The following is a 24,082-nucleotide window of genomic DNA, read 5'->3' as shown; positions in this document are numbered from 1 at the left end:
CGCGGACGGCGGTCGACGGGCCCTCAGGAGCCGGGGAGGAGGTAGCCGTCCTCCGGGCCGCCCGTCGCCAGGCCGTCGGCGAGGAGCCCGGCCAGGGCGCGACCGCGCTGGTCGGCGTCCGGCCAGAGAGACTCCACCTCGGCCGCGGTGACCGGGCCGTGCGCGGCGCGCAGCTCGGCGAGGATGAGGCCGCGGACCTGGCGGTCCGAGCCCTCGAACCGCTTCTGCTTCGCCTTCACGGGCCCGGTGTGCTCGGGGTACCCCTCCGCCCGCCAGCGGCAGAGGTCGCGGATCGGGCACTCGTCGCAGCGCGGAGCGCGGGCGGTGCAGACGATCGCCCCCAGCTCCATCGCGCCCGCGTTGAAGGCCGCCGCCTCGGAGAGCGACTCGGGCAGCAGCGCCGACATCGCGGCGAGGTCGGCCCTCGCGCGGGGCGGGCCGGGCTCCGCCGCTCCGTCGACCGCGCGCGCGAGGACCCGGCGGACGTTGGTGTCGACCACGGGGTGCCGCCTCCCGTAGGCGAACACGGCGATGGCGCGGGCGGTGTAGTCGCCGATGCCGGGCAGCGCGAGGAGGGTCTCGACGTCGTCGGGGACCACGTCGCCGTGCTCCTCGGCGATCGCCACGGCGCAGGCGTGCAGGCGCAGGGCCCGCCGCGGGTAGCCCAGGGACTGCCAGGCGCGCACCGCCTCGCCGGGCGGGACGGCGGCGAGCGCGGAGGGTGTCGGCCAGCGCTCCAGCCACTCCGCCAGACGCGGGACAACGCGGACCACCGGGGTCTGCTGCAGCATGAACTCGCTGACGAGCGTGCCCCAGGCGGGGAAGTTCTCGCGGCGCCACGGCAGGTCGCGGGCGCTCGTGCGGAACCAGGCGGTGATCGCGTCGGCGAGAGGGTCGGAGGGCATCAGCCCACACTAGGCGGCGGCGCGTATCGTGGGCGGATGACCAGGTGGGCTCCGCAGAAGGCCGATGTGCTCGACTCTCTCGCGGCGGAGGTGCTGCACAACTACGGGCGCGGACGGGTCAAGGTCGGGATCGACGGCGACGACCCCGCGGTGAGCGCGGCGTTCGCGCTCGACCTCGCGGAGGCGCTCCGCCGGGCCGGCAAGGACGCGATCGTCGCGCACCTCGCCGACTTCCGACGTCCCCGCGCCGATCGTGACGACCCCGCCGTGCCCGAGGAGCAGCGCTCCTACGCGGCCGGGTACGACTACGAGCTCCTGCGCCGCGTGCTGCTCGATCCGTTCACCCTCGGCGGCAGCACCGGGTTCGTGCTCGCGGGCTTCGACGCGGTGCGCGACGAGGCGCGGCAGGCGCGCTGGCGGACCGCCGGCCGCGACGCGGTGCTGCTCGTCGACGGCGAGTTCGCCCTCCGGCCGGAGCTGCGCGGCGCGTGGAGCACCAGCATCCGCCTCGACACGCAGGAGCCGCCGGTGGACGCGGCGTACCGGGCGACGACGGACCCGCGCCGGCTGGCGGGGATCCTCGTCGACATCCGCGATCCGGAGCAGCCCCGGCGCCTCTTCGCCGACTCCTGCTGAGCCGCGGCACGGAGGCCGTCACCGCCGGGCGGGTGTCCGTCCGACAGGGCCGCGGGCTCAGACCAGGGCGGCGCGGCGCACGACCTCAGGCGGCGGCACGAAGGCGCCCGCCCGCTCGACCTCGTGCACCAGGTCGACCAGCAGCTGGTTGACCGGTGCCTCGCGCCCGCCGCGGTGAGCGGTGCGGACCACGGCCCCGGCCAGGTGGTCGATCTCGCTCGGCACTCCGCGGCGGACGCTCTGCAGCGTCGACCCGGGGTTCGGCACCTCGCCCATCCGCACGGCCATCCGGCGGGGGAGCAGCTCGACCAGGGGCAGGGGAGCGGCGGCGAGGGCGCGGACGGAGGCGTTCGAGAGTCCCTGCAGCGAGCCGAAGCGGACGCCCGACGCGAGGCCCGTCCGGGCGGCCTCGCGCATCGACCGGGCGAGGACGCGACGCAGCCCCGGATCGTCGATCGTCTCCTGGACCGAGAGCCCGGTGATCGCGGGCAGGGCATTGACCTCGTTGATCAGCAGCTTCGTCCACTGCGCTCCGGTGAAGTCGTCGGTGACGGCGGTGGGGACCGCCTCGCCGAGCACGGCGGCGGCCCGGCGCACGTCGTCGTCGGCCGGGCGGCCGGGGACGCCGAGCGTGGTCGTGGCAGGAGCCGTGACGGTGACCCGGCCGGGTTCGAGGTGGCTCGCGGCGAAGAGGGCGAGAGCACCTACGAGCCGGGCGTCGCGCACCTGCCGGGCCGCCGCGGTGAGTCCGTCCAGTCCGTTCTGAACGACGACGACGAGAGTGCCGTCGACCGTGCGGCGGTTGGTGCGCAGCGCGTCCTCGGCGTCCTGCGCCTTCGTGCAGACGAAGGCGAGATCGGGTACCAGGTCGAGGGCCTCGCCGCAGCGGACCCAGGCGGTGTGCTCGCCCCACGCCCCGTCGAGCCGGATCCCCGACCGGCGGATCGCGGTGAGGTGGTCGCCTCGGGCGGTGACCTCGACGTCGTGCCCGGCGCGGTCGAGAAGGGCGGCGATGGTGCCGCCGACGGCGCCTGCTCCGAGTACTGCGATCCTCATCCGGACAGCCTAGGACGGGCGGGCGAGGGCTCCGGCTCCACCCCGGGGGTACTCCCGATCCGTCCGTGTATCCTCGCACCCGTGCTCGAGACCCCCGCCCCGGCTCCGAACGGGATCCTCCTGCTGGACAAGCCCGGCGGCATCACCAGCCACGACCTCGTCTCGCGGACCCGCCGCCGCGCGGGGACCCGCAAGGTCGGCCACGCGGGGACGCTCGATCCGATGGCGACCGGGCTGATGATCCTCGGTCTCGGCCCCTCGACGCGCCTGCTCACCTACCTCGTCGGCCTCGACAAGCAGTACGAGGCGACGATCCGGCTGGGCTCCTCCACCACCACCGACGACCAGGAGGGCGAGGTGCTCGCCTCGGCGGAGCCCGCCCTCGTCGCGGCCCTAGCCCCGGAGTCGGTGTCCGACGCGATCGCGGCCCTCACCGGAGCGATCGAGCAGGTCCCGAGCACGGTCAGCGCGATCAAGGTGGACGGCCGCCGCGCCTACGCCCGCGCCCGCGACGGCGAGGAGGTCGTGCTCGCCTCCCGCCCCGTGACGGTCTCGGAGTTCGCCGTCCTGGCGAGCCGCCCGGGCGAGGGGTTCCTCGACCTGGACGTGCGCGTCACCTGCTCCTCCGGCACCTACATCCGCGCGCTCGCCCGCGACCTGGGCGCGTCCCTCGGAGTCGGCGGCCACCTGACCGCGCTGCGGCGCACCGCGGTCGGCCCCTTCTCCGTGGCGCAGGCGGGCGAGATCGACGAGCTCGACGTCCCCGCCGCGCTCCTGCCGCCGACGCTGGTGGCGGGCGAGCTGTTCCCCCTGCTGCACCTCGACGCCCAGGAGGCGGGCGATCTCGCGAACGGCAAGCGCATCCCGGCCCCGGAGGCGGTGGCGGGCGCGAAGGGCCTCCTCGCCGCGGTCGGCCCGGGGGAGCGGCTGATCGGCCTCGCCGAGCGGCGCGGCACCCAGCTCAAGAGCGTCGTCAACTTCCCGACCGAGGACCTGCGGACGGCCGCCTCGTGATCGAGTGGTTCACGATCCTCCAGGTGGGGATCGCCGTCGCGGCCGGCCTGCTCTGCCTCGTGCTCGGGCTGCTCGCCCGCCGTCCCTCGGACGTCTCGGTCGGCGCGACGGCGATCGTCGAGCTGCTGCTGATCGTCCAGCTGGCGGTCGCGATCGTGTCGCCGCTGGTCGGCAACCGCCCGTCGGGGAGCCTGCCGGAGTACTACATCTACCTGATCTCGGCGCTGCTCCTGCCGCTCGCGGCCGGGTTCTGGGCGCTCATCGAGCGGAGCCGCTGGAGCACCGTGATCCTGGGCGTCGCCTGCCTCTCGATCGCGGTCATGGTCTACCGGATGCACCAGATCTGGTTCTTCCAGAGCGCCTGATCGGGCCCGCCACCGGGCCCGGCCCGGCGAGCGCCTAGCATGGACGTGCGATGTCGAAACCAGCCAGCGATGCGTCCGGACGGGCCGCTCACGACCCCTCAGTCCCCTCGGCCCCCGGGAGCGGAGAGCCGACCCGTTCCGCCCGCTCGCGCGGGATCGGCAGCCTCCTGGTCGTGGTCTACGGGATCCTCGCGCTCGCCGCGACGGGGCGCTCCGTCTTCCAGATCATCGACCGGTTCGACGAGGCGCCGCTGGCGTTCTCGCTCTCGGCGCTCTCGGCCGTCGTGTACATCGTCGCGACGGTCGCCCTGATCGTCCCGGGCCGCGCCTGGCAGCGCGTCGCGTGGGTGACGATCACCTTCGAGCTGGTGGGCGTGCTCGTGGTCGGCGCGCTCAGCCTCCTCGCTCCGCAGCTCCTCGGGCTCGCGAGCGCCGACCCGTTCGGGCGCCAGTCGACGGTGTGGGCGGCCTTCGGCGCCGGCTACCTGCTGATCCCGCTCGTCCTGCCCGTGCTCGGCCTCTGGTGGCTCCGCGTGCAGGGGCGGCGCACGGCCCGGGCGGCCGCCTGATGCGCGTCGAGACCCGCCCCGGCGACCTGGCCGGGATCGGACCCTCCGCCGTCACGATCGGCAAGTTCGACGGCGTCCACTCCGGGCACCGGGCCGTCATCGGCCGGCTGCACGAGCGGGCCCGCGAGCAGGGGCTCGCCGCCGTCGTCGTCACCTTCGACCGCAATCCGCTCAGCGTGATCGCGCCGGAGAAGTGCCCGCCCGTCCTGGTCGGCAACGAGCAGAAGCTCGAGCTCCTCGCCGGGACCGGCGTGGACGCGACGCTGCTGCTCACCTTCGACGAGGCGTTCCGGGCGCTCTCGCCAGAGCAGTTCGTCGAGCAGGTGCTGGTGGAGGCGCTCGAGGCCCGCGTGGTCCTCGTCGGCTCCGACTTCCGCTTCGGCGCCCGGGGAGCGGGCGACGTCGACCTGCTGCGCGTGCTCGGCGGGCAGCACGGGTTCGAGGTGGAGCTGATCGACGACGTGCGGCCCGAGGACGGCCGCCGCGTCTCCTCCACCTGGATCCGCGAGCTGCTGGCCGAGGGCGACGTGGAGCACGCTACGCGCCTGCTCGGGCACGAACCCGTGGTCCGCGGCGTGGTCGTGCACGGAGCGAAGCGCGGCCGCGAGCTGGGCTTCCCGACCGCGAACCTCTCGCCGGAGTCGCAGGGCCTGATCCCGGCCGACGGCGTCTACGCGGGCCGGCTCACCACCGACGGCGTCACGCATCCCGCCGCGATCTCGGTCGGCAGCAACCCGACCTTCGTCGGAGTGCCGCCCAAGCAGGTCGAGGCGTACGTGCTCGATCAGACGCTCGACACCCTCGACCTCTACGACCGCGTGGTCGACGTGGCGTTCGTCGGCCGGATCCGCGGCCAGGTCGCCTACGAGGGCGTCGAGCCCCTCATCCGCCAGATGAACCACGACGTGGTGCAGGTCCGCGAGGTCCTCGGCATCGACTGAGCGGGATGCCGGGCGCCGCCTAGCAGGGGCCGCGGGCCCGCACCAGCGGGAGAGGTCCCGAGGCCATCGGCGTACCGTGGCCGCATGAGCGAAACCCCCTCCGACTCGGCGCGTCCCCTCGCGCTCGTCACCGGCGCGACCGGCTACATCGGCGGCAGGCTGACGCCGCGCCTCCTCGAGGCGGGCTTCCGGGTGCGCGTCCTGGTGCGCGACCCGCGCAAGCTGGTCGACGTGCCGTGGGCGGAGGAGGTCGAGGTCGCCCAGGGCGATCTCGGCGATCCGGAGTCGCTGGAGGCCGCGGTCGAGGGCGTCGACGTCCTCTACTACCTCGTCCACTCGATGGGCTCGGGCAACGACCACGCCCACTTCGAGGAGGTCGAGAGCCGCGCCGCGCAGAACGTCGCCACGGCCGCGAGGTCGGCCGGCGTCGGCCGCATCGTCTACCTCGGCGGCCTGCACCCCGAGGGCCAGGAGCTCTCGAAGCACCTCCGCTCGCGCGCTGAGGTGGGCCGGATCCTGATGGAGTCGGGAGTGCCGACGATCGCCCTGCAGGCGGGCGTGATCATCGGCTCCGGGTCGACCTCGTTCGAGATGGTGCGCCACCTCACCGACGTGCTGCCGTACATGCCCGCGCCGCAGTGGGTGCGCAACTTCATCCAGCCGATCGCCGTGCGCGACGTGCTGCACTACCTGATCGGCTCCGCGTCGCTCGAGGACGCCACGCTCAACCGCACCTTCGACATCGGCGGGCCCGACGTGCTCCGCTACGGCCAGATGATGAACGGCTACGCGGTCGAGGCCGGGCTCCCGCAGCGGCCGATCGCGTCCCTGCCGGTGTTCACCCCGTGGCTGGCTTCTCAGTGGGTCAACCTGGTCACGCCGATCCCGCGCTCGCTTGCGGTGCCCATCATCGCCTCACTGCAGTACGACTGCGTCGTGCACGAGCAGGACATCCGCGCGCTCATCCCCGACCCCGAGGGCGGGCTGACCTCCTACCGCCGCGCCGTCCGGCTCGCGCTGGGAAAGATGCAGGCGGGCGAGATCGAGACGAGCTGGCAGAACGCGGAGGTCGTCGGCGCTCCCAGCGATCCGCTGCCGAGCGACCCGGAGTGGGCCGGCCACACGGTCTACGTGGACCTCAAGGAGCGCCGCACCCAGGCCGACCCGGCCAAGCTCTGGCGCGTCATCGAGGGCATCGGCGGCACCAACGGCTGGTACTCCTTCCCGCTCGCGTGGGTGATCCGCGGCTGGATGGACCGCCTCGTCGGGGGAGTGGGCCTGCAGCGCGGGCGCCGCGACTCCGCGCGCCTGCACGCCGGCGACGCCCTCGACTTCTGGCGCGTCGAGGAGATCGAGCGGCCGAAGCTCCTGCGCCTGCGCGCCGAGATGAAGGTGCCCGGCGGGGCCTGGCTCGAGATGCGCGCCGAGCCCTCCGGAGACGGCGGCTCGGTCTACACGCAGCGCGCGGTGTTCTTCCCGCAGGGCCTCGCGGGCAGGCTCTACTGGTTCGCGATCCTGCCCTTCCACGGCATCATCTTCAACGGCATGGCCAACCGCATCACGGCCACCGCGGCCGACCTGCCGGACTCCGGCGACGAGCGCTCCCCTGGCGGGCGCCGGGTGCAGCGGTGACAATGGAGGGGTCCGGCGGCGGCGAGGCCGCCCGGGACGCCGACGAGAGGAGCACGATGAGCGAACGGTCGAGTACGGACGCGGGGCGCGGACTCCAGCTGGGGAAGGTCCTCTTCATCGGGGACAGCATCATCCAGGCGGGAGCCTGGGGCGAGTGGCTGACGGAGTCGACGGTCGTCGACGAGGGAGTCGGAGGGGCCACCACGGCGGACGTCGTCGCGCGGCTCGCCGAGCTGGTCGCGCAGGAGCCGGACACGGTGGTGCTGCTGATCGGCACCAACGACCTCGCCTGGCACCGCACGACGGAGCACGTCGTGCGCAACATCGAGACGATCGTCGCGACGTTCCGGCGCGACCTCCCGGACGTGCGCATCCTGGTGACCTCGGTCGTGCCGCGCGGACACGAGTTCGCGCCGCAGATCCGCGAGATCAACCGCCACCTGTGGCAGTTCGCGCCCACGGCGCACGCGGGCTACCTCGACCTGTGGCCGGTGCTCGCGGGCGAGGACGGCGGGCTGCTCGAGCAGTACTCGCCGGACGGCCTGCACCTCAACGAGGACGGCTACCGCGCGTGGCGCGAGGCACTGGGCCCGGCGCTCGAGGCGGTCGTGCGGATGCCTCCGCGGACCCGCCCGATCACGCTGCCCTACGACGAGTTCGCGCGGCCGAAGACGGCCTAGCGCAGCACCGTGGAGGGGGAGTCGACCGCAGGGTCGGCTCCCCTTCCGTCATTCCGCGGCCAGGGCGGCCTCGAAGGCCGCGAGGGCGTCCGCGGAGAAGAGGACGAACCGGACCTCGTCGAGTGCGCCGTCCGCGGTCGCCTCGCGGACCGTCTCCACCGCGATGCGCGCCGCGTCGTCCATCGGCCAGCCGTAGACGCCCGCCGAGACGGCCGGGAAGGCGAGCGTCCGCGCACCGAGACCGACGGCGGTGCGCACCGACTCGCGGTAGGCCGAGGCGAGGACGGCGCTGCGGTCCTCCGACCGCGAGTGGACGGGACCGACGGTGTGCACGACCCAGCGGGCGGGGAGGCGGCCGGCGGTCGTGGCGACCGCGGAGCCGGCGGGCAGGCCGTCCGGCAGCTCGGTCCCGCGGAGCCGGCGGCACTCGGCGAGGATCTCCGGTCCGCCCGCGCGGTGGATCGCGCCGTCGACGCCGCCGCCGCCGAGGAGCGACGAGTTCGCCGCGTTCACGATCGCGTCGACGTGCTCGCGGGTGAGGTCGCCGCGCACGGCTCTCAGGGTGGTCACGACTCCTCCTCCAGGCTTCGTCCGAGGGCAGCGATCGCCGCAGGTCCCACGCGGCAGCAGCCGCCGATCAGATCCGCTCCCGCCGCGCGCCAGGAGGCGACCAGCGCGGGGTCGAAGGCCGAGTCGCCTGCCCAGCGACGCTCGACGGCGTCCCACTCCTCGCCGCTGTTCGGGTACACGACGACCAGCTTGCCGGTGACGGAGCGGGCGATGCGGACCGCCTCGGCGACGTCGCCGGGCGGGCAGCAGTTCACTCCCACGCCGACCACCTCCTCGGAGGCGGCGGCGACGGCGAGCGCCTCGGCCAGGGGCTCGCCGGACGCGGTGCGGCCCGAACGGCCGCTCACGCAGATCCAGGCGGGGACCGAGGAGCCCGCGAGGGCCTTCACGACGGCCCGCACCTCCCGCACCGACGGGATGGTCTCGACGGCGAGCAGGTCGGGCCCGGCCGCGGCCAGGGTCTCCAGGCGCGGGCGGTGCCAGGCGGCGAGCTCGCCGACGGTGAGGCCGTCGTCGCCGCGGTACTCGGAGCCGTCGCCGAGGCTCGCACCGAAAGGGCCGACGGAGGCGGCGACCCAGCCGCTCTGCGCGCGCCGGGCCAGGTCGACGCTCTCCCGGAGGGCGCGCTCGACGAGGCCCGGGGCCAGCCCCGCGGCTGCGAATCCGCTCGCGGACACCTGGTAGCTCGCGGTCACCGCGACCCGGGCGCCCGCCTCGGCGAAGGCGCGGTGCGCGGCGACGACCCGGCCGGGCTCCTCCAGCAGGACCCGGGCGCTCCAGAGCGAGGAGTCCACCGCGGCGCCCTGCGCCTCCAGCTCCGTGCCCAGGCCCCCGTCGAGCAGCAGCGGGCGCACCCGCGCCGTGGCGACGAGGCCGGCGGTCACGAGCGGTTGTTGGAGAGCTCGAAGATCTTCACGAGCTCGGCGATCGCCGCCTCGCGGGCGTCTCCGCCCTCCTCGAACATCGCGGTGATGTGCGTGCGGAGGTGGTTCTCGACGATGAGCTTGTTGAGCGAGCCGAGCGACTTCTGGATCGCGAGGGACTGCGTGACGATGTCGACGCAGTAGTCCTCGTTCTCGATCATCCGCTCGAGGCCGCGCATCTGGCCGCCCAGGATCCGGGCACGGTGCAGCGAGCGCTTCTTGAGGTCCTCGATCACTCCTCCAGCCTACGCGCCGCAGGCGGTACCCGGGCGGGGTATGCGCGCCTACGATCGAGGGGTGAGCACCCGCAAGCCGTCCCGCGCGACCGCCGCCCGCTACCCCTCGCGCGACCGCGCCCGCATGGCGCTCGCGCCCGGGATCCTCGGCGCGATCGTGCTGCTGGCCGGGCTCGCCCTCGTCGGCTCCGACGCCTACGACTTCATCCGCTACCCGGTCGCGATCCTCGCGGCGGTCATCGGCTGGTTCGCGATCCAGGCGCGCGCACTCCTCTGGCTGATCGGGCTCGTCCCGGTGCTCGTGCTGTGGAACCCGGTGCTGCCGTTCGCCTTCCCGGACGCGATCTGGTCCTCGCTGAGCCTCGCCGCGGTCGGCGTCTTCGTGGCAGCGGGCCTCGTCATCCGCGTCCCGACTCCGGAATGACGACGAGCGCGACCGTCCGCGCGGCGGAGCGCCGACCGGACCGCCCCGAGGAGTAGACTGGCGGCGCACCCGCACGCCGGGGATGCTGCGACCGGGTCCCAGACCCGTTGCTCGGAGCTCCCGACGGCCACCGGATGCACCGACGCCCGACGCCTCCCCGGAGGCGATCCGGCGGATGCACGGCGACGGCAGCGCGCGGGAACCCCTCCTCCGCCCCCCGTCACACATCGAGGAGGAGCATGGCTCGCAGCGGCCAGCGTCAGTCCGGTCAGACGCGACGAGCGTCGAACGCCGCCGGGAGCCGACCCCGATCGCGCTCGCGCGGCGTGGACAACGCGGGGATCATCCCGATCCTCGCCCGCCGCGTCCGCGAGGTGGAGGCGAAGGCCCAGACCGGCAAGGTCGGACCGACCAACCGGACGAAGTTCCTGGTGATCGCCCTCCTGATGCGCGAGGAGCGCAAGCGGGTCAAGGTCGATCCCTCGCTCAGCGACGCGCAGCGCGCCGAGGAGATGAAGCGCCTCGACGGCATCGCCACGATCCTGGCCAAGACGGCCGCCCGCGACACCAGCCTGATCGCGCTGCTCGAATCGGAGGCCGGCGTCACGGCGGCCGCGCAGAAGCTCCGCCGCGACTGGCTGCTCGAGGCGGGCGCGGAGCTCAGCCCCGACGAGCTGCTCATCGTGACCGAGCCGGAGCCCAAGCCCGAGGTGCCGGTCAACCAGGTCGTGCCGCAGTCGGTGCGCGCCCGGCAGCTGGCGAACCCCTTCCTCCCGCCGGACTTCTCGATCGCCGAGGCCTCGGCCCCGGCGCCGCGCCGCCGGCTCGACGACTGGGAGCTGCTCGGGCCGCTCTTCAAGGCGTTCGAGTACGGAGCGGGCGGACGGGCCGCGAGCATGGAGCTCCCGGAGCCGCCGAAGCTCGACCGGGTCTCGCCGCGCGGCCGCGAGCTGATGCCGCACCAGGCGCGCTTCATCGAGAGCGCCCGCGAGGGGCACCGCAGCTTCCTGCTCGCCGACGAGCCGGGTCTGGGCAAGACCGCGCAGAGCCTCCTCGCCGCCTCGGTGGTCGGGGCGTACCCGCTGCTCGCGGTGGTGCCGAACGTGGTCAAGATGAACTGGGCGCGCGAGGTGGAGCACTGGACGCCGCAGCGGCGCGCCACGGTCATCCACGGAGACGGCGGCACGCTCGACGCGTTCGCCGACGTGGTCATCGTCAACTACGACATCCTCGACCGGCACATCGGCTGGCTCGGGAGCCTGGGCTTCCGCGGCATGGTCGTCGACGAGGCGCACTTCATCAAGAACCTCCGCTCGCAGCGCTCGCAGAGCGTGCTCGCGCTGGCGTCGAGGATCCGCGAGACCACCCCGGGGCACGATCCGCTGATGATCGCGCTGACCGGCACCCCGCTGATCAACGACGTCGACGACTTCCGTGCCATCTGGCGCTTCCTCGGCTGGATCGACGAGACCAAGCCGGGACCGGAGCTGATGGGGCGCCTCGAGGAGACGGGCCTCACCCCCGCCGACACGGGCTTCTACCCGGAGGCGCGCGAGGCCGTGATCGACCTCGGCATCGTCCGGCGCAAGAAGATCGACGTCGCCGCCGACCTGCCGTCGAAGCGGATCGTCGATCTGCCCGTCGAGCTGGACGACGACCTCGGCCGCTCCATCCAGAAGGCCGAGCGCGAGCTCGGCGCCCGCATGCTGCAGCGCTTCAGGGCGGTCACCTCCTCGATCACGCACGAGCTCGACGACGACGAGCGCGAGCGGTTCATCCGCATCGTGGCGCAGAGCGAGCTCGAGGAGTCGAAGTCGGCCAAGACCGGCGAGAACGTCTTCACCATGGTGCGCCGGATCGGCCAGGCCAAGGCGGCGCTGGCCGCCGACTACGCCTCGCAGCTGGCCCGCTCGGTGGGCAAGGTCGTCTTCTTCGCGAAGCACATCGACGTGATGGACCAGGCGGAGGACACCTTCGAGAAGCGCGAGCTGACGTCCGTCTCCATCCGCGGCGACCAGACCGCGGCGTTCCGCCAGACGCAGATCGACGCCTTCAACGAGGACCCGGACGTCTCTGTCGCCGTCTGCTCGCTCACCGCGGCGGGAGTCGGCGTGAACCTGCAGGCGTCGTCCAACGTGGTGCTCGCCGAGCTGTCGTGGACCTCGGCCGAGCAGACGCAGGCGATCGACCGCGTGCACCGCATCGGCCAGGAGGAGCCGGTGACGGCGTGGAGGATCATCGCGGCGCACACGATCGACGCGAAGATCGCGGAGCTCATCGACGCCAAGGCCGGTCTCGCCGCCCGGGCGCTCGACGGCGCGGACGCCGAGACGGCCTCGGCCGACACGGTGCAGCTGGACGCCCTCATGCACGTCCTGCGCCAGGCGATCGGCTGAGCGCACCCGGCCGGGCCGGCTGAGCGCTCAGCCGGTCCGGGCGAGCGGTGCGGCGAAGAAGTCCTTCTCGAACGAACTCGACCGCAGGAAAGCGTCCCTCATCGCGGCGCGCTCCCTCGGTGAGGCGTCGCGGGCGGCCTGCTCCGTGAACTCGATCGCCCGCTCGGTGGCCGTCGCGAAGACCGGGTCGCCGTACGTGAGCAGCCAGTCCGCGTAGGGGTGCTCGGGGTGCCCGGAGGCGGCGAGGCGCGACCCGACGTCGGCGTAGAGCCAGAAGCAGGGCAGCAGGGCGGCGACGATCTCGCCGTAGCCGCCGTGCGAGGCGACCGCGAGCAGGTGGTCGGTGTAGCAGCGGGTCACGGGCGCGGGAGTCGCGTCCCTGGTCCCGAGCCGGTCGCGGTGCAGCTGCGCCTCCGCCGCGAGGGCGGACGCCGAGCCCTCGGCCCAGAAGACCTGCTCGGCGGTGGTCGGCGCGCGTTGCGCCGCCACGGCCAGGACGCGGGCGTACTCGGTGAGGTAGAGAGCGTCCTGCTCGAGGTACCACTCGAAGTCCTCCCGCCCGAGGGAGCCGTCGCCGAGGGCCCGCACGAACGGGAGCGCGTCGATCTCGTCGCGGAGGGTCCGGGTCCTCTCCCAGACGTCCGCGCAGAACGCCGGAGGACGTTGCCGGTGGAAGTGGTCGATCGGGCCGTTGCCGGTGCCGACCTCGAGAGCGTCGGCGGCGCGCAGGGCGCCGGTCAGCCACTCCTTGGCCTCCGTCAGCGCCTCGACCAGGGCGTCGGAGGAGGTGTCGCGCCCGGCCAGGAGCGTCGCCATCGCGGACGAGAGCGAGCACCCGGTGCCGTGCGTGTTCGAGGTGGCGACGCGCTCGCCGGGGACCTCGCGCACGAGGCCGTCGGGGGTGACGATCGCGTCCGGGGTGGCGGGGCCGTCGAGGTGGCCGCCCTTCACCAGCACGGCGGCGTCGAGGGCGCGGGCGAGCATCGCCCCCTGCGCGAGCGCGGCCGGCCAGTCGGAGGCGGTCGGCTCTCCGGCCAGCACGCCCAGCTCGGGGAGGTTCGGCGTCACCAGGTCGGCGCGGCGGAGCAGGTCGCGCACGGCGTCCTCCGCCTCGGGAGCGAGCAGCCGGTGACCGCTGGTCGCGACCATCACCGGATCCACGACCACGACGGGCGGGCGGACCTCATCGAGCCACTCGGCGACGACTCCGGCGTACTCGGCCGTGGCGAGCATCCCGATCTTCACCGCGTCGATCGTGACGTCGTCGCTCACCGCGTCGAGCTGCTCGCGGAGGAACGCGGCGGGCGGCAGGTGCACGGAGCGGACCCCGTGCGTGTTCTGCGCGACGAGCGCGGTGACGACCGCCATGCCGTAGCCGCCGAGCGCGCCGATCGACTTGAGGTCGGCCTGGACGCCGGCACCGCCGGTCGGATCGGTGCCGGCGATGCTGAGGACACGGGGGACGCGGGCGCCGGCGGTCATCGGTCCCACTCCGCTCGGATCAGGCGGGCGGCCGCCGCGGGGTCGGCGGCCGTGCAGAGCGCCGACACGACCGCGAGCCCGGCCGCACCGGCGAGGCGGAGTGGCCCCGCGTCCGCGGCTCCGACTCCGCCGATGGCGACGCAGGGCAGCGCCGCGGCCGCGGCGAGGGCGGCGAACCCGTCGACACCGAGGGGAGCGGGGTGGTCGGGCTTGGTCGCGGTGGGCCGGATGACGCCGACGCCGAGGTAGTCGACCGTCCCCGCGGGCAGGGCGCGGACGGCGGCGAGGTGCTCGGGGGTGTTCGCGGTGAGCCCGATCACCGCGTCGGGTCCGAGCAGCGAGCGGGCGGCGGTGACGGGGAGGTCGGACTGCCCGAGGTGGACGCCGTGGACGCGGGCGCCCGCGAGGCGGGCGGCGAGGGCGACGTCGACGCGGTCGTCGACCAGCAGGGTCGTGCGCTCGTCGAGGACGGCGGCGACGGCCCGGGTCAGGGCGACGAGCTCGGCGGCGGGGGCGTCGTGATCGCGGATCTGCACGGTCGTGACTCCGCCCCGGACGGCGGCGGCGACCACCGCGGGCACGCCGCGCGGGCCGCACTGGGCGGTGTCCGTGACGAGGTAGAGCGAGAGGTCGAGGCTCATGCGATCCGCGCCCCGGCCTCGGCGTCGGCCGGCTGGAGGGCAGCGAGGGCGTCGAGGAGGCCGACGGCGAAGGACCCGGGACCGCTGCTCGCAGCGGCGGCCCGCTCGGCGGCGAGGCCCCAGACCGCGGAAGCGCTGACGGCCGCGTCGAGCGGGCGGGCGCCCGCGCCGAGGAACGCCGCCATCACGGCGCCGAGCGCGCAGCCGCCGCCGGTCACGCGGGTCAGCAGCGGGTGGCCCCCCGTGACCCGGACGATCCGCTCGCCGTCGGTGACGAGGTCGACCGCTCCCGAGACGGCGACCACGCCGCCGGTACGGCGGGCGAGGACGCGGGCGGAGTCGAGCGCCTGCTCGGCGGTGTCGACGGCGTCCACACCGCGGCCGCCCGCACCGGCTCCCGCGAGGGCGAGGATCTCGGAGGCGTTGCCGCGGATGATCGCCGGCCGCGCCTCGAGCAGGTCCACCGCCAGAGCGGTGCGGACGGGCAGCGGGCCGACGGCGACCGGATCGAGGACCCACGGGGTGCCGGCGCGTCCGGCCGCGGCGACCGCCTCGCGAGCACCCTCGCGCTGCTCCGCTCCGGGCGTGCCGAGGTTGACGAGCACCGCGGAGGCGAGGCCCGCGAAGACGCCCGCCTCGCCGGGCAGGTCGCACATCGCCGGGCTGGCGCCGAGGGCCAGAAGGCTGTTGGCGGTGAAGCCGGTGACGACCGCGTTCGTGATGCACTGCACCAGGGGCCCGGCGGCGCGGAGCTCGGCGAGATCGCGACCCACGGACGCCGGGTCGGGCGCCGTGTCGGCGGGGAGGGTCGGGTGGACAGGCGTGCGAATGCTCATTCGCGACATCCCTTCGCTAGTACGAACTAGATCAGGTTCAACGGGTCTTCTCTCAGCCCTGGCGGGCACCCCGTGTCACTGCGCACGACCCTAGCAGCGGGCGCGGGCGCGCTCGCTGCTGCAGTGCGAGAGGAGGGAGCGGGCCGTCGTCGCCCCTTCGCCCGGGAGCGGCCGCTCAGCCGGTGAGGATCGTCGAGTCGCCGCGCGGCCCCACCGCGACGCGGAGGCCGATCGGCAGCCGCTCGCGCATCGCGTCGACGTGGCTGATCAGGCCGATCGTCCGACCGCCCGACCGCAGCTCGTCGAGCGTGCTGAGCGCCGTCTCGAGCGTCTCGGCGTCGAGCGAGCCGAAGCCCTCGTCGATGAACATGGTCTCGAGCGAGATGCCGCCGGACTGCGCCGTCACCACGTCGGCGAGGCCGAGGGCGAGGGCGAGCGAGGCGAGGAACGTCTCGCCGCCGGAGAGCGAGGCGGGCTGCCGGCGGACGCCGGTGAAGGCGTCGAGCACGTCGATCCCGAGGCCGGAGGCGGCACCGCGGTAGGCGAGCGAGTCGTCGTGGGCGAGTGCGTAGCGGCCGCTGGTCATCGCGTCGAGGCGGAGGTTCGCCGCGGTCACGATCTCCTCCAGGCGTCCGGCGAGGGCGAAGGCCTCGAGGTCCATCCGGCGCGTGTTCTGCCCCCGGCCGGAGACGGTCTCGGCCAGCGCGCGCAGCTCCTCGTGGCGGTGGAGGCGCTCACCCAGCACCGCGAGGCGGCCCGCGGCCGTCGCGGTGAGCTCGGCCAGGCGCTCCGAGCGGTGCTCGAGCACGGAGAGGCCGGCTCGCGCCTCGTCGCGACGGGCGGAGGCCTCGCGCGAGCGCCCCTCGGCGGCGGCGAGGTCGACGGCCGTGCCCGGCAGTCCGCGGAGCTCCGGGTCGGCGAGCACCGCCTCCGTCGCGCTCCGCCGTCGCTCGTGCTCGGCGACGACGGCCTCGGCCCGCGCCCGGTCCCCGCTGGCCAGCGCGGCCGACTCGGCCTCCTCGGCGGTCGTGAAGCCGCGCTCGGCGAGGACCTCGGCGAGCTCCTCCCGGGCGGCGGCGGCGGCCTCGGACCGCGAGACGGCCGCCTCCTCGGCCTCGACCAGGGCGACGGCACGACGGCGCTGGGCGTTCAGCTGCTCGACGCGCGAGGCGACGCTCGTCGCGCCGTCGCGGAAGGCCTCGACGCGCTCCCGCAGCAGCCGCAGCGCTTCAGCGGCGAGGGCGGACTCGTCGGCGCGGGCGCGGTGCTCCTCACGAGCGGCGTCCCGCCCGGTCGTGAGAGCGTCGATCCGGGTGCGCAGCCGGATGCGCTCGCGCCGCAGCTCCTCCATGCGGGCGGCGGCGCGGCGCGCCGAGGCGAGCCGCTCCTCGTGCGCCGGGCGGAGCGACTCCGGATCCGCGTCCTCGCCCACGCGCTCCTCTAGCGCCGCGAGAGCCCGAGCCGCGGCTCCCTCGCGCTCGCGGGCGCCGTCGAGGGCGGCGGCAGCGCGCTCCACCGCGATGCGGGCCCGGTCGAGGTCGTCGGTGCCGACCGTCGTCGGGCCGTCGTGCTCGGCCGGGCGGGGGTGCTCGCACGAGCCGCAGACGGGGCAGGGCTCGCCCGGCTCCAGCCGCTCGGCGAGCTCCCCGGCGAACCCGGCGAACCGGCGCGCGATCAGGGCGGCCTGCTCGGCGGCGCGCTCGCCGTGGACGCGCGCCGCGTCGGCGTAGGCCGTGCGGAGCCGCTGCAGACCCGCCGCAGTGAGATCGCGCTCGAGGGCCGCGGCGATCCTCCGCTCGAGCGCGGCGAGCTCGTCGACGCGCGCGGGGACGGCGGCGGCCTCCCCGGCCAGGGACTCCTCCTCGGCGGCGAGCGCGTCGACGCGGGCGGGCAGCTCGCGCAGCTCCGCCTCGATCCCGGCGAGCTCGGTCGCCGCCGCCTGCTCGGCGCGTGCGGACCGCTCGGCGACGCGCTCCGCGTCGGGGAGCCGGCGCTCCTCGGCCAGCGCCTCGGCGAGGGCGCCGAGGACAGCGGCGAGCCGTTCGGCCGTCTCGGCGGCCGGGCCCCCGGACGCGTCCCCGTAGGCGTCGGCGGCGAGGTCGCGCTGCTGCCGGGCGGCCCGCTCCTTCTCGGCGGCTGCCCGGGCGGAGCGGAGCAGCGGCAGCACGCCGTCGGCCCGGCGCGCGCGCTCGATCGCGGCCCGCTGCTGCTCGACGTGCGCCTCGGCGACCACGAGCTCCTCCGCCTCGATGAGGGCGCGCCGGCGCCGCTCCTGGCCCCGGGCGATGCGCCGGGCCTCGTCGAGAGCGGTGCCCGCGGCCTCGTGCGCCGCGTCGGCCGCGGCGGAGCCGGCCCGAGCCGCCTCGAGCGGAGCGGCGAGCCGCGCCGGCAGCCCGGCGAACCAGGCGGCGTCCGGCAGAGGCGGCTCGGCTCCGTCATCGAGGAGCCGGACGGCCTCGTCCGCGAGCGCCGTCACGGCCGCGCGCTCCTCCTCGAGCCCGACGGCGCTCGCGTCGCGCTGCTCGAGCAGGCGGCGGCGGAGCAGATCGAAGCGCTCGGTCGCGAAGAGCGTGCGCAGGAGACGCTGCCGGTCGTCGTTCTTCGCGAGCAGGAACTCGTGGAAGCGGTTCTGCGCCAGCAGGATCACCTGGAGGAACTGGTCCTTCGTCAGGCCGACGATCCGGCCGATGTCGGCGCCCACCTCCTTCGCGCTCGACGAGAGCCCGACCCAGGTGCCGTCGACCTGCTCCAGCAGCTCGACCTTCGCCGGCTGGGTCGTGGTGCCGGTGCCGCGCCGTTTCGGCCGCTCGTACTCGGGCGAGCGCCGGACGCGGTAGACGCGCCCCGCCGCCTCGAAGTCGAGCTCGGCGAAGGTCTCGTCCTCGGGGCCGCTGTGGTCGCTCCGGAGGCGCGAGGCGGTGCCGTCGAAGCGGGGGACCGAGCCGTAGAGCGCGAACGCGATCGCGTCGAGGATCGTCGACTTGCCCGCTCCGGTGCGCCCGGCGATGAGGTACACGCCCACGTCCTCGAGCCGGTCGAAGTCGACGCACTGCTCGGCGCGGAACGGTCCGAGTCCGGCGAAGGCTAGTCGGCGGATCCTCACCGCAGAGCCTCGGCCTCGACGGCCGCGAGCGCGTCGAGGGTGAGGGCGCGCTCGGTCTTCGTGGCGCCGTGACCGCCGCGGACGTGGGCGAGGAAGTCGTCGACGACCTCCACGTCGCTCCGCCCGCGGATCCGCTCGGCGTACGCGCGCGGCTCGGCCGCGGCGTGCGGGGGCCGGTGCTCGAGCGTGGCGCAGCCGGGGAAGCGCGACTGCAGGCGCGCCATCGCGTCGAGCGGGCGCACGGGATCGGTGAGCACCGCCGCGACCCAGTCGCCCTCCACCTCGGCCAGGGAGGGATCGCGCAGCAGCTGCTGGAGCTCGCCCTCGATCACGCTGAGCCTCCTCGGCACGGGGAGCGGCGACCACTCGACGCCCTCGAGCCCCTCGGGCCCGATCGTCACCAGCCAGGCGCCGCGCGGCTTCGACGCCTCGCCGAACGAGTAGTGCAGCGGCGCTCCGGAGTAGCGCACTCCCGGCAGCAGTTCGGCGCGTCCGTGGATGTGCCCGAGCGCCGCGTAGTCGGCCGCGGCGAAGTGCTCGACCGAGACGTAGTCGAGCCCGCCCGCCGTGATGTCGCGCTCGAGGACCGCGGCCGGGGCTCCGACCGCGAAGCAGTGCGCGAGCACGACCCAGGGACGGCCCGCCGCCTCGGCGGCGGCGCGCACCCGCGCCATCGCGAAGGCGAGCACGTCCTCGTGGCGGCGCAGCTGCTCCTCCGGGTGGCGGTGGCGGTAGAGGGCGGGCTCGAGGAAGGGGATGCCGTGGACGCCGACCTCGAGCCCGGACGCGTCGCGCAGCACGACCGCCTCGGCGTACGCCTCGGGGTCGGTGAGGACGTGGACGCCCGCCCCGCGCAGGAGCCCGGCCTGGAAGCCGAGCCGGGCGGGGGAGTCGTGGTTGCCGCTGGTGAGGACGACCTCGGCGCCGGCCGCGCGGATCGCCTCGAGCGTGCGGGTGAGGAGGGTGTAGTGCTCCGCGGCGGGCACGGCGGAGTCGAAGACGTCGCCGGCGATCAGCACCGCGTCCACGCGCTCGGCCCGCACCGTCTCGACCAGGGCCTCGAGCACGGTCGCGAGCGCCGCCGTCGTGGAGTGCCCGTGGAAGGTGCGGCCGATGTGCCAGTCCGAGGTGTGCAGCAGCTTCACGGTCGTCCTTCCTCTGCGTCGTCCGGGGGAGCGACTCCAGGCTAGTGAGGCCCTCCGACACCGGCGGCGCAGCGGACACCTCCCGTTCACCGGGAGGTGCACAATAGGGCGTCGGTCGAGCAGAGGAGATGGTCGTGAAGCTGCCCCGCGTCCCCGCGACGATCCTGGGTCTGGGCTCGCGCACCCGCGCCGCCGCCGAGGACACCGCTCCCATCCAGCGTCTGCGCCCGGACGACGAGCCGGCCCGCACCAGCACGGTCGACAACGCGATCTACCAGGACGGCCGCCGGGTCGTCTCACCCGGCAGCATCCCGGAGGCGCTCGCCGCCCTGCAGAAGCTGCCCGACGCGATGGCGTGGATCGGGCTGTACCGGCCGAACGCGGCCGAGCTCGCCGCGCTCGAGGACGAGTTCTCGATGCACCCGCTCGCCCTCGAGGACGCGATCAGCGCGCACCAGAGGCCCAAGCTCGAGCGGTACGGCAGCGACATGTTCGTGGTGCTGCGCGCCGCCAGCTACTCCGACCAGCGCGAGGAGGTCGACTTCGGCGAGCTCCACCTGTTCGTGGGGTCGAACTTCGTCGTCACGGTCCGCCACTCCGAGAAGCCCGACCTCTCGCTGGTGCGGCGGCGGATGGAGGCCGATCCGGAGCTGCTGCGCGTCGGCCCGGTCGCCGTGCTGTACGCGATCCTCGACGCCGTCGTGGATCAGTACTCGCCCGTCGTCGCCGGTCTCGAGAACGACATCGACGAGATCGAGGCGCAGGTCTTCGAGGGCGACCCAGCGGTGTCCCGCCGCATCTACGAGCTCAGCCAGGAGGTGCTGGACTTCCAGCGTGCGGTCGCTCCGCTGACCGGCATGCTCGGGCGGCTCGTCACCGACTTCGAGGTGTTCCAGTCGGATGTGGAGCTGCGCCGCTACATCCGCGACGTCGCCGACCACGTCGCGCTCGTCACCGAGCGGGTCGACGGCTTCCGCACCACGCTGCGGGAGATCCTGGCGGTGAACGCGACCCTCGTCGCCCAGCGCCAGAACGAGGACATGAAGAAGCTCGCGGAGGTGGGCAACCAGCAGAACGACGAGGTCAAGCGGATCTCCGCCTGGGCGGCCATCTTCTTCGCGCCGACCATGATCTCGAGCATCTACGGCATGAACTTCGACGTGATGCCCGAGCTGCACGTGGCGTGGGGGTACCCGGCGGCGCTCGCGGCGATGCTCGCCTCGAGCGTGGTGCTGCACCGGCTCTTCAAGCGGTGGGGCTGGCTCTGAGCCCGCGTCCCGCGACGTGTCAACACCGTGACGGTCCCGGAGGCTCCGCGTAGCGTCGCTCGCGGGCCGTCCGGCCCCTGAACGGAGGGACTCCCGATGACTCCGGAGGACACGACCACGACGGCCCCGCGGCCCCGCTCCCTCTGGCGTGCGGGCGCGGCTCCGATCCCCTCCGACGAGTTCGTGCCGGGCGCGCACTACGACGACGTCGTGGTCGGCGCCGGGCTCACCGGGCTGGTCACCGCGCTCCTCCTGCAGCGGACCGGCCGGCGCGTGCTGGTGCTGGAGGCGCGGGAGGTCGGCGCCGTCACGACCGGGAACACGACGGCGAAGCTCAGCCTCCTGCAGGGAGCGCACCTCTCCCGGATCGCGGAGCGCAACATCCCCGCGGTGACCGAGGCCTACGTCGCGGCGAATCTCGCGGGCTTCCGCTGGCTGCTCGACTACTGCGAGGGCGCGGGCGTGCCGGTGCAGAGGCGCACCGCCTACAGCTACGCGCAGACGCCCGAGGGCGTGGACGCCGTCCTGAAGGAGCACGCGACCGCGCGCCGCTTCGGCCTCGCGACCCGCCTCGTCGGCGAGCTCGACGTGCCGTTCCCCAGCACGGCGGCCGTTGCCCTCGACGACCAGGCCCAGTTCGACCCGATGGACGTCCTCACGGCGCTCGCCGCCGACTTCCGCGCCGCCGGGGGCACGCTGGTGCAGGGCGTCCGGGCCCTCGGGATGCGAGCGACCGCTCCCGTCCGGGTCCGCACCAGCGCGGGCCCGGTGACCGGGGACCGGGCCTACCTGCTCACGGGGGCGCCGATCCTCGACCGCGGCCTCTACTTCGCCAAGATCGCCGCGCTGCGCTCGTACGCGGTCGCGTTCCGCACCGACGCGCCGATCCCCGACGGCATGTACCTCTCGGTCGACGAGCCGTCCCGCTCGGTGCGCGACGCCGAGCGCGACGGCGAGCGGCTCCTCCTGATCGGCGGCAACGGCCACCCGGTGGGGCGCAGGCCCGTCACCTCGGAGGCGGTGGACGACCTGGTCGCCTGGACGCGGCGGTCCTTCCCGGGGGCGGAGCCGGTCGCGCAGTGGAGCGCCCAGGACTACGAGCCGTTCCACCGTGTGCCGTTCGTGGGCTGGCTGCCGCGGGGCCGCGGACGGATCTTCCTGGCGACCGGCTACGACAAGTGGGGGATGACCAACGCGGTGCAGGCCGCGCTGACGCTCGTCGCCGACCTCGAGGGCGGGACGCCGGCCTGGGCGAGGACGCTGCATCGCCGGCCCACGCTGCCGCGGGTGATGGCGGAGGGGCTCGGCGCCGGGCTGGCGGTGGGCGCCTGGTACGCCCGCGGGTGGTCGGCAGCGCTCCGCGCGCCCCGCTCGGCCGGGGTGGTGCCGGCGGAGGGCCAGGGCTCGCTCGCCCGCGACGGCCTGCAGCCCGTCGCGGTCTCCACCGTGGAGGGGCGGCGCTGCGCGGTGTCGGCGGTGTGCCCGCACCTGGGCGGGATCGTCACCTGGAACGACTCGGAGCGCAGCTGGGACTGCCCGCTGCACGGCTCCCGCTTCGCAGCCGACGGGACGGTGCTGGAGGGGCCGGCGGTCGAGCCTCTCGCCCCGCTGGACTAGGACGGCCGCCGGCTCAGCGGAGCCGACGGCCGAGGCAGGCCCCGCGGAGCAGGCGGCTCAGTCCTCGTCCGCTCCGGGCTCCGCGACCTCGTCGCCGTCCGCGCCCGAGGCGTCGCCGGTCGTGTGCAGATCGGTGTCGCCCGGGATGCTGAAGTCGCTCAGCGGGTCCAGGGGCTTCTTGTCGTCGGTGTCGTCGCTCATGCCTGCCACCCTACGAGCGTCCGGCGAGGCGCTGCACCGCGGCGACCGGGATCGACAGCCACTCCGGCCGGTTGCGCGCCTCGTAGATCGCCTCGTAGACGGCCTTGTCGAGCTCGAACGCGTCGAGCACCGCCCGGTGCGCGGTGACCGCGTCGCCCGCCCGCTCGGTGTAGCCCTCGAGGAACGCGGCCCGGCTCGCCGCCGCCCAGGCCGCCCTCGAGGCGCCCGGCTCGGCCTGCTCGTGCGCACCCGCCGCGTAGTCGAAGGAGCGCAGCATCCCCGCCACGTCGCGCAGGGCCACGTCGGGAAGACGGCGCTCGTGCATGGGCCGCAGCGGCTCGCCCTCGAAGTCGAGGAGCACCCAGCCGTGGTCGGGCACGGACAGGACCTGCCCGAGGTGGTAGTCGCCGTGGATGCGCTGGAGCCTCGGCCACGGCGCGGTCTCGGCGGCGCGGAACACGGCCTCGATCGCCTCCGAGTCCTCCGCGATCACGGGGACCTCGGCCGAGGCGATGCGCAGGCGACGGCGCATGGTCGCGACCATCCGCTCGACGACCTCGGACGTGGTGTCCTCGGTCGGCATGACCTCCGCCAGCGTCGCGTGCACCTCGGCGGTGGCGCGGCCCAGCTCGCGGGCGGGTCCGGTGAAGTCGGAGTCGACGGCGACCGCCTCGAGGGCGACGCGCCACGCGTCCTGGACCCCGGGGAGGAACTCCTGCGCGAAGGCGAGGTGCCCGAAGGCGCGGCCCGTCTCCTCGCCCTCGTCGTCCCACTCGCCGGTCACGTTGCCGATCACGGGCGGGACGAGGGCGCTCCCGGCGGCGTTGAGCGCCGACTGCACCGTCACGTCCGGGTTGTCGCCGTGGTGGAGGGCGCGGAAGACCTTGACGATCACCGGGGTCGCGTCGGATCCGTCGTCGGCGGTGGTGCGGACGATCACCGAGGTGTTCGACTGCTCGCCGCTGAGCACCTTCGAGGACGCGAACGCCCCGATCGCGGCACCCGGTTGCCGGTGGCCCTCGGCGCGGGCGCCGCCCTGGGCGCCGTCCTCGTCGGAGCGGCCACCGTCGGCGATCATCCCTAGCAGGGCGCGGGCGAACACCGGGTCGCGCGGAGCGTCGTACACGTAGTGCGAGTCGTCGGAGTAGACGAGGGCGTCCTCGAGCCCGGGCACCGGATCCGCGTGGACGGTCACCGGCACCTGGTACAGCACCGGGCTCGTGCCTGCCCGGTCGATGAAGAGGTGGTCCACCACCTCCGCCTCTCCGGGGTGCAGCGACCAGGCGCCGCGGACCTCCAGCTCGGGGCGCCGCCCCTTGCTCGCGTACCACCTCTGGTCCGCCACCCATGCGGCGATGCGGTCGATCGACAGGCCTGCGCTCATGCTCTTCCCTCCGTCGGCACCCCGAACCCTACTGGCCGCGGACGACGGGCGGAGGGGC

General features: G+C 74.6%; 23 protein-coding genes and 1 riboswitch. Of the genes, 11 read left to right on the top strand and 12 right to left on the bottom strand.

Features of this window, described 5'->3' with window-relative positions:
- Positions 1-23 precede the first annotated feature (23 nt).
- Entirely contained in the window at positions 24-905 is an 882-nt protein-coding gene (locus tag GSU40_RS10130; RefSeq protein ID WP_104223054.1) for an A/G-specific adenine glycosylase, read from the bottom strand.
- A gap of 36 nt (positions 906-941) precedes the next feature.
- Between GSU40_RS10130 and GSU40_RS10125 the strand changes: the two genes are divergently transcribed.
- Complete coding sequence (locus tag GSU40_RS10125) at positions 942-1,541, top strand: hypothetical protein (RefSeq protein ID WP_146086917.1); 600 nt, start codon at positions 942-944, stop codon at positions 1,539-1,541.
- 57 nt (positions 1,542-1,598) lie between these two features.
- Here GSU40_RS10125 and GSU40_RS10120 read toward each other — a convergent pair whose 3' ends face one another.
- Entirely contained in the window at positions 1,599-2,597 is a 999-nt protein-coding gene (locus GSU40_RS10120; RefSeq protein ID WP_160034842.1) for a 2-dehydropantoate 2-reductase, read from the bottom strand.
- A gap of 81 nt (positions 2,598-2,678) precedes the next feature.
- Between GSU40_RS10120 and truB the strand changes: the two genes are divergently transcribed.
- The 6 genes from truB to GSU40_RS10090 all read left to right on the top strand — a co-directional run bounded on the left by truB (position 2,679) and on the right by GSU40_RS10090 (position 7,798).
- Positions 2,679-3,611 carry a tRNA pseudouridine(55) synthase TruB gene (gene truB, locus GSU40_RS10115; RefSeq protein WP_160034840.1) on the top strand — a complete coding sequence of 311 codons (933 nt, stop codon included), beginning with the start codon at positions 2,679-2,681 and terminating at the stop codon, positions 3,609-3,611.
- Positions 3,608-3,976, top strand: a complete 369-nt coding sequence (locus GSU40_RS10110; protein WP_104223058.1) for a hypothetical protein — start codon at positions 3,608-3,610, stop codon at positions 3,974-3,976. The genes truB and GSU40_RS10110 overlap by 4 nt, the downstream gene beginning before the upstream one ends.
- Positions 3,977-4,026: 50 nt before the next feature.
- Positions 4,027-4,545 carry a hypothetical protein gene (locus GSU40_RS10105; RefSeq protein WP_244229447.1) on the top strand — a complete coding sequence of 173 codons (519 nt, stop codon included), beginning with the start codon at positions 4,027-4,029 and terminating at the stop codon, positions 4,543-4,545.
- Positions 4,545-5,486: a bifunctional riboflavin kinase/FAD synthetase gene (locus GSU40_RS10100; protein WP_104233805.1), complete on the top strand. Its 942-nt coding sequence runs from the start codon at positions 4,545-4,547 to the stop codon at positions 5,484-5,486. Before GSU40_RS10105 ends, GSU40_RS10100 begins: the two co-directional genes overlap by 1 nt.
- 84 nt (positions 5,487-5,570) lie before the next feature.
- A complete protein-coding gene (locus GSU40_RS10095) occupies positions 5,571-7,118 on the top strand; it encodes an SDR family oxidoreductase (RefSeq protein ID WP_104233790.1) in 1,548 nt (515 codons plus the stop codon).
- Positions 7,119-7,174: 56 nt separating this feature from the next.
- Positions 7,175-7,798, top strand: a complete 624-nt coding sequence (locus GSU40_RS10090) for a GDSL-type esterase/lipase family protein (RefSeq protein ID WP_160034838.1) — start codon at positions 7,175-7,177, stop codon at positions 7,796-7,798.
- Between the two features lie 48 nt (positions 7,799-7,846).
- Here GSU40_RS10090 and GSU40_RS10085 read toward each other — a convergent pair whose 3' ends face one another.
- From GSU40_RS10085 to GSU40_RS10075, 3 genes are read right to left on the bottom strand one after another with little or no spacing between them, the layout of a single operon-like run.
- A complete protein-coding gene (locus tag GSU40_RS10085; RefSeq protein WP_104225600.1) occupies positions 7,847-8,368 on the bottom strand; it encodes an O-acetyl-ADP-ribose deacetylase in 522 nt (173 codons plus the stop codon).
- Positions 8,365-9,252, bottom strand: a complete 888-nt coding sequence (gene mmuM / locus GSU40_RS10080; RefSeq protein WP_160034836.1) for a homocysteine S-methyltransferase — start codon at positions 9,250-9,252, stop codon at positions 8,365-8,367. Before mmuM ends, GSU40_RS10085 begins: the two co-directional genes overlap by 4 nt.
- Positions 9,249-9,527, bottom strand: a complete 279-nt coding sequence (locus GSU40_RS10075; RefSeq protein ID WP_104223062.1) for a metal-sensitive transcriptional regulator — start codon at positions 9,525-9,527, stop codon at positions 9,249-9,251. Before GSU40_RS10075 ends, mmuM begins: the two co-directional genes overlap by 4 nt.
- Before the next feature lie 61 nt (positions 9,528-9,588).
- Here GSU40_RS10075 and GSU40_RS10070 point away from each other — a divergent pair, with 61 nt between their 5' ends.
- Both GSU40_RS10070 and GSU40_RS10065 read left to right on the top strand, forming a co-directional pair.
- Positions 9,589-9,951: a DUF6804 family protein gene (locus GSU40_RS10070; protein ID WP_244229446.1), complete on the top strand. Its 363-nt coding sequence runs from the start codon at positions 9,589-9,591 to the stop codon at positions 9,949-9,951.
- Between the two features lie 239 nt (positions 9,952-10,190).
- Positions 10,191-12,347, top strand: a complete 2,157-nt coding sequence (locus GSU40_RS10065) for a DEAD/DEAH box helicase (RefSeq protein WP_160034834.1) — start codon at positions 10,191-10,193, stop codon at positions 12,345-12,347.
- A 27-nt stretch (positions 12,348-12,374) separates the two neighbouring features.
- Here the strand turns inward: GSU40_RS10065 and thiD are convergent, their stop codons facing one another.
- From thiD to GSU40_RS10040, 5 genes are all read right to left on the bottom strand, one after another.
- A complete protein-coding gene (thiD, locus tag GSU40_RS10060; RefSeq protein ID WP_160034832.1) occupies positions 12,375-13,829 on the bottom strand; it encodes a bifunctional hydroxymethylpyrimidine kinase/phosphomethylpyrimidine kinase in 1,455 nt (484 codons plus the stop codon).
- Positions 13,826-14,470, bottom strand: coding sequence for a thiamine phosphate synthase (thiE, locus tag GSU40_RS10055; RefSeq protein WP_104262514.1), 645 nt, complete (start codon positions 14,468-14,470; stop codon positions 13,826-13,828). The genes thiD and thiE overlap by 4 nt, the downstream gene beginning before the upstream one ends.
- Positions 14,467-15,306: a hydroxyethylthiazole kinase gene (thiM, locus tag GSU40_RS10050; RefSeq protein ID WP_160034830.1), complete on the bottom strand. Its 840-nt coding sequence runs from the start codon at positions 15,304-15,306 to the stop codon at positions 14,467-14,469. The genes thiE and thiM overlap by 4 nt, the downstream gene beginning before the upstream one ends.
- A riboswitch (TPP riboswitch) is annotated at positions 15,298-15,389 on the bottom strand. It overlaps the preceding gene by 9 nt.
- Positions 15,390-15,481: 92 nt before the next feature.
- Entirely contained in the window at positions 15,482-18,409 is a 2,928-nt protein-coding gene (locus GSU40_RS10045; RefSeq protein WP_160034828.1) for an AAA family ATPase, read from the bottom strand.
- Complete coding sequence (locus GSU40_RS10040) at positions 18,406-19,554, bottom strand: exonuclease SbcCD subunit D (RefSeq protein WP_160034826.1); 1,149 nt, start codon at positions 19,552-19,554, stop codon at positions 18,406-18,408. Before GSU40_RS10040 ends, GSU40_RS10045 begins: the two co-directional genes overlap by 4 nt.
- A 212-nt stretch (positions 19,555-19,766) precedes the next feature.
- Between GSU40_RS10040 and GSU40_RS10035 the strand changes: the two genes are divergently transcribed.
- Positions 19,767-20,822 carry a magnesium and cobalt transport protein CorA gene (locus GSU40_RS10035; RefSeq protein WP_244229666.1) on the top strand — a complete coding sequence of 352 codons (1,056 nt, stop codon included), beginning with the start codon at positions 19,767-19,769 and terminating at the stop codon, positions 20,820-20,822.
- A gap of 96 nt (positions 20,823-20,918) precedes the next feature.
- Positions 20,919-22,439, top strand: a complete 1,521-nt coding sequence (locus GSU40_RS10030) for an FAD-dependent oxidoreductase (RefSeq protein ID WP_160034824.1) — start codon at positions 20,919-20,921, stop codon at positions 22,437-22,439.
- Positions 22,440-22,496: 57 nt separating this feature from the next.
- Here GSU40_RS10030 and GSU40_RS10025 read toward each other — a convergent pair whose 3' ends face one another.
- Positions 22,497-22,640 (bottom strand): hypothetical protein, encoded by a 144-nt coding sequence (locus GSU40_RS10025; RefSeq protein WP_159914626.1) that lies wholly within the window; start codon positions 22,638-22,640, stop codon positions 22,497-22,499.
- 10 nt (positions 22,641-22,650) lie between these two features.
- The gene (locus GSU40_RS10020) at positions 22,651-24,024 is read right to left on the bottom strand and encodes a phosphotransferase (protein ID WP_160034822.1); all 1,374 of its coding nucleotides are present in this window, start codon (positions 24,022-24,024) and stop codon (positions 22,651-22,653) included.
- Between the last annotated feature and the right edge of the window lie 58 nt (positions 24,025-24,082).

Origin of the sequence: Rathayibacter sp. VKM Ac-2805 (genome assembly GCF_009834265.1) — a bacterium.
GTDB lineage: Bacteria > Actinomycetota > Actinomycetes > Actinomycetales > Microbacteriaceae > Rathayibacter.
This window is presented reverse-complemented; position numbering and strand designations above follow the sequence as displayed.

What these genes read in the sequence shown, in the direction of transcription:
- GSU40_RS10130 (WP_104223054.1), bottom strand. Translation starts at nt 905, where the DNA reads ATGCCCTCCGACCCTCTCGCCGACGCGATCACCGCCTGGTTCCGCACG.
- GSU40_RS10120 (WP_160034842.1), bottom strand. Translation starts at nt 2,597, where the DNA reads ATGAGGATCGCAGTACTCGGAGCAGGCGCCGTCGGCGGCACCATCGCC.
- GSU40_RS10125 (WP_146086917.1), top strand. Translation starts at nt 942, where the DNA reads ATGACCAGGTGGGCTCCGCAGAAGGCCGATGTGCTCGACTCTCTCGCG.
- GSU40_RS10025 (WP_159914626.1), bottom strand. Translation starts at nt 22,640, where the DNA reads ATGAGCGACGACACCGACGACAAGAAGCCCCTGGACCCGCTGAGCGAC.
- GSU40_RS10095 (WP_104233790.1), top strand. Translation starts at nt 5,571, where the DNA reads ATGAGCGAAACCCCCTCCGACTCGGCGCGTCCCCTCGCGCTCGTCACC.
- GSU40_RS10100 (WP_104233805.1), top strand. Translation starts at nt 4,545, where the DNA reads ATGCGCGTCGAGACCCGCCCCGGCGACCTGGCCGGGATCGGACCCTCC.
- thiE (WP_104262514.1), bottom strand. Translation starts at nt 14,470, where the DNA reads ATGAGCCTCGACCTCTCGCTCTACCTCGTCACGGACACCGCCCAGTGC.
- thiD (WP_160034832.1), bottom strand. Translation starts at nt 13,829, where the DNA reads ATGACCGCCGGCGCCCGCGTCCCCCGTGTCCTCAGCATCGCCGGCACC.
- GSU40_RS10065 (WP_160034834.1), top strand. Translation starts at nt 10,191, where the DNA reads ATGGCTCGCAGCGGCCAGCGTCAGTCCGGTCAGACGCGACGAGCGTCG.
- GSU40_RS10105 (WP_244229447.1), top strand. Translation starts at nt 4,027, where the DNA reads ATGTCGAAACCAGCCAGCGATGCGTCCGGACGGGCCGCTCACGACCCC.
- GSU40_RS10090 (WP_160034838.1), top strand. Translation starts at nt 7,175, where the DNA reads ATGAGCGAACGGTCGAGTACGGACGCGGGGCGCGGACTCCAGCTGGGG.
- GSU40_RS10020 (WP_160034822.1), bottom strand. Translation starts at nt 24,024, where the DNA reads ATGAGCGCAGGCCTGTCGATCGACCGCATCGCCGCATGGGTGGCGGAC.
- thiM (WP_160034830.1), bottom strand. Translation starts at nt 15,306, where the DNA reads ATGAGCATTCGCACGCCTGTCCACCCGACCCTCCCCGCCGACACGGCG.
- GSU40_RS10030 (WP_160034824.1), top strand. Translation starts at nt 20,919, where the DNA reads ATGACTCCGGAGGACACGACCACGACGGCCCCGCGGCCCCGCTCCCTC.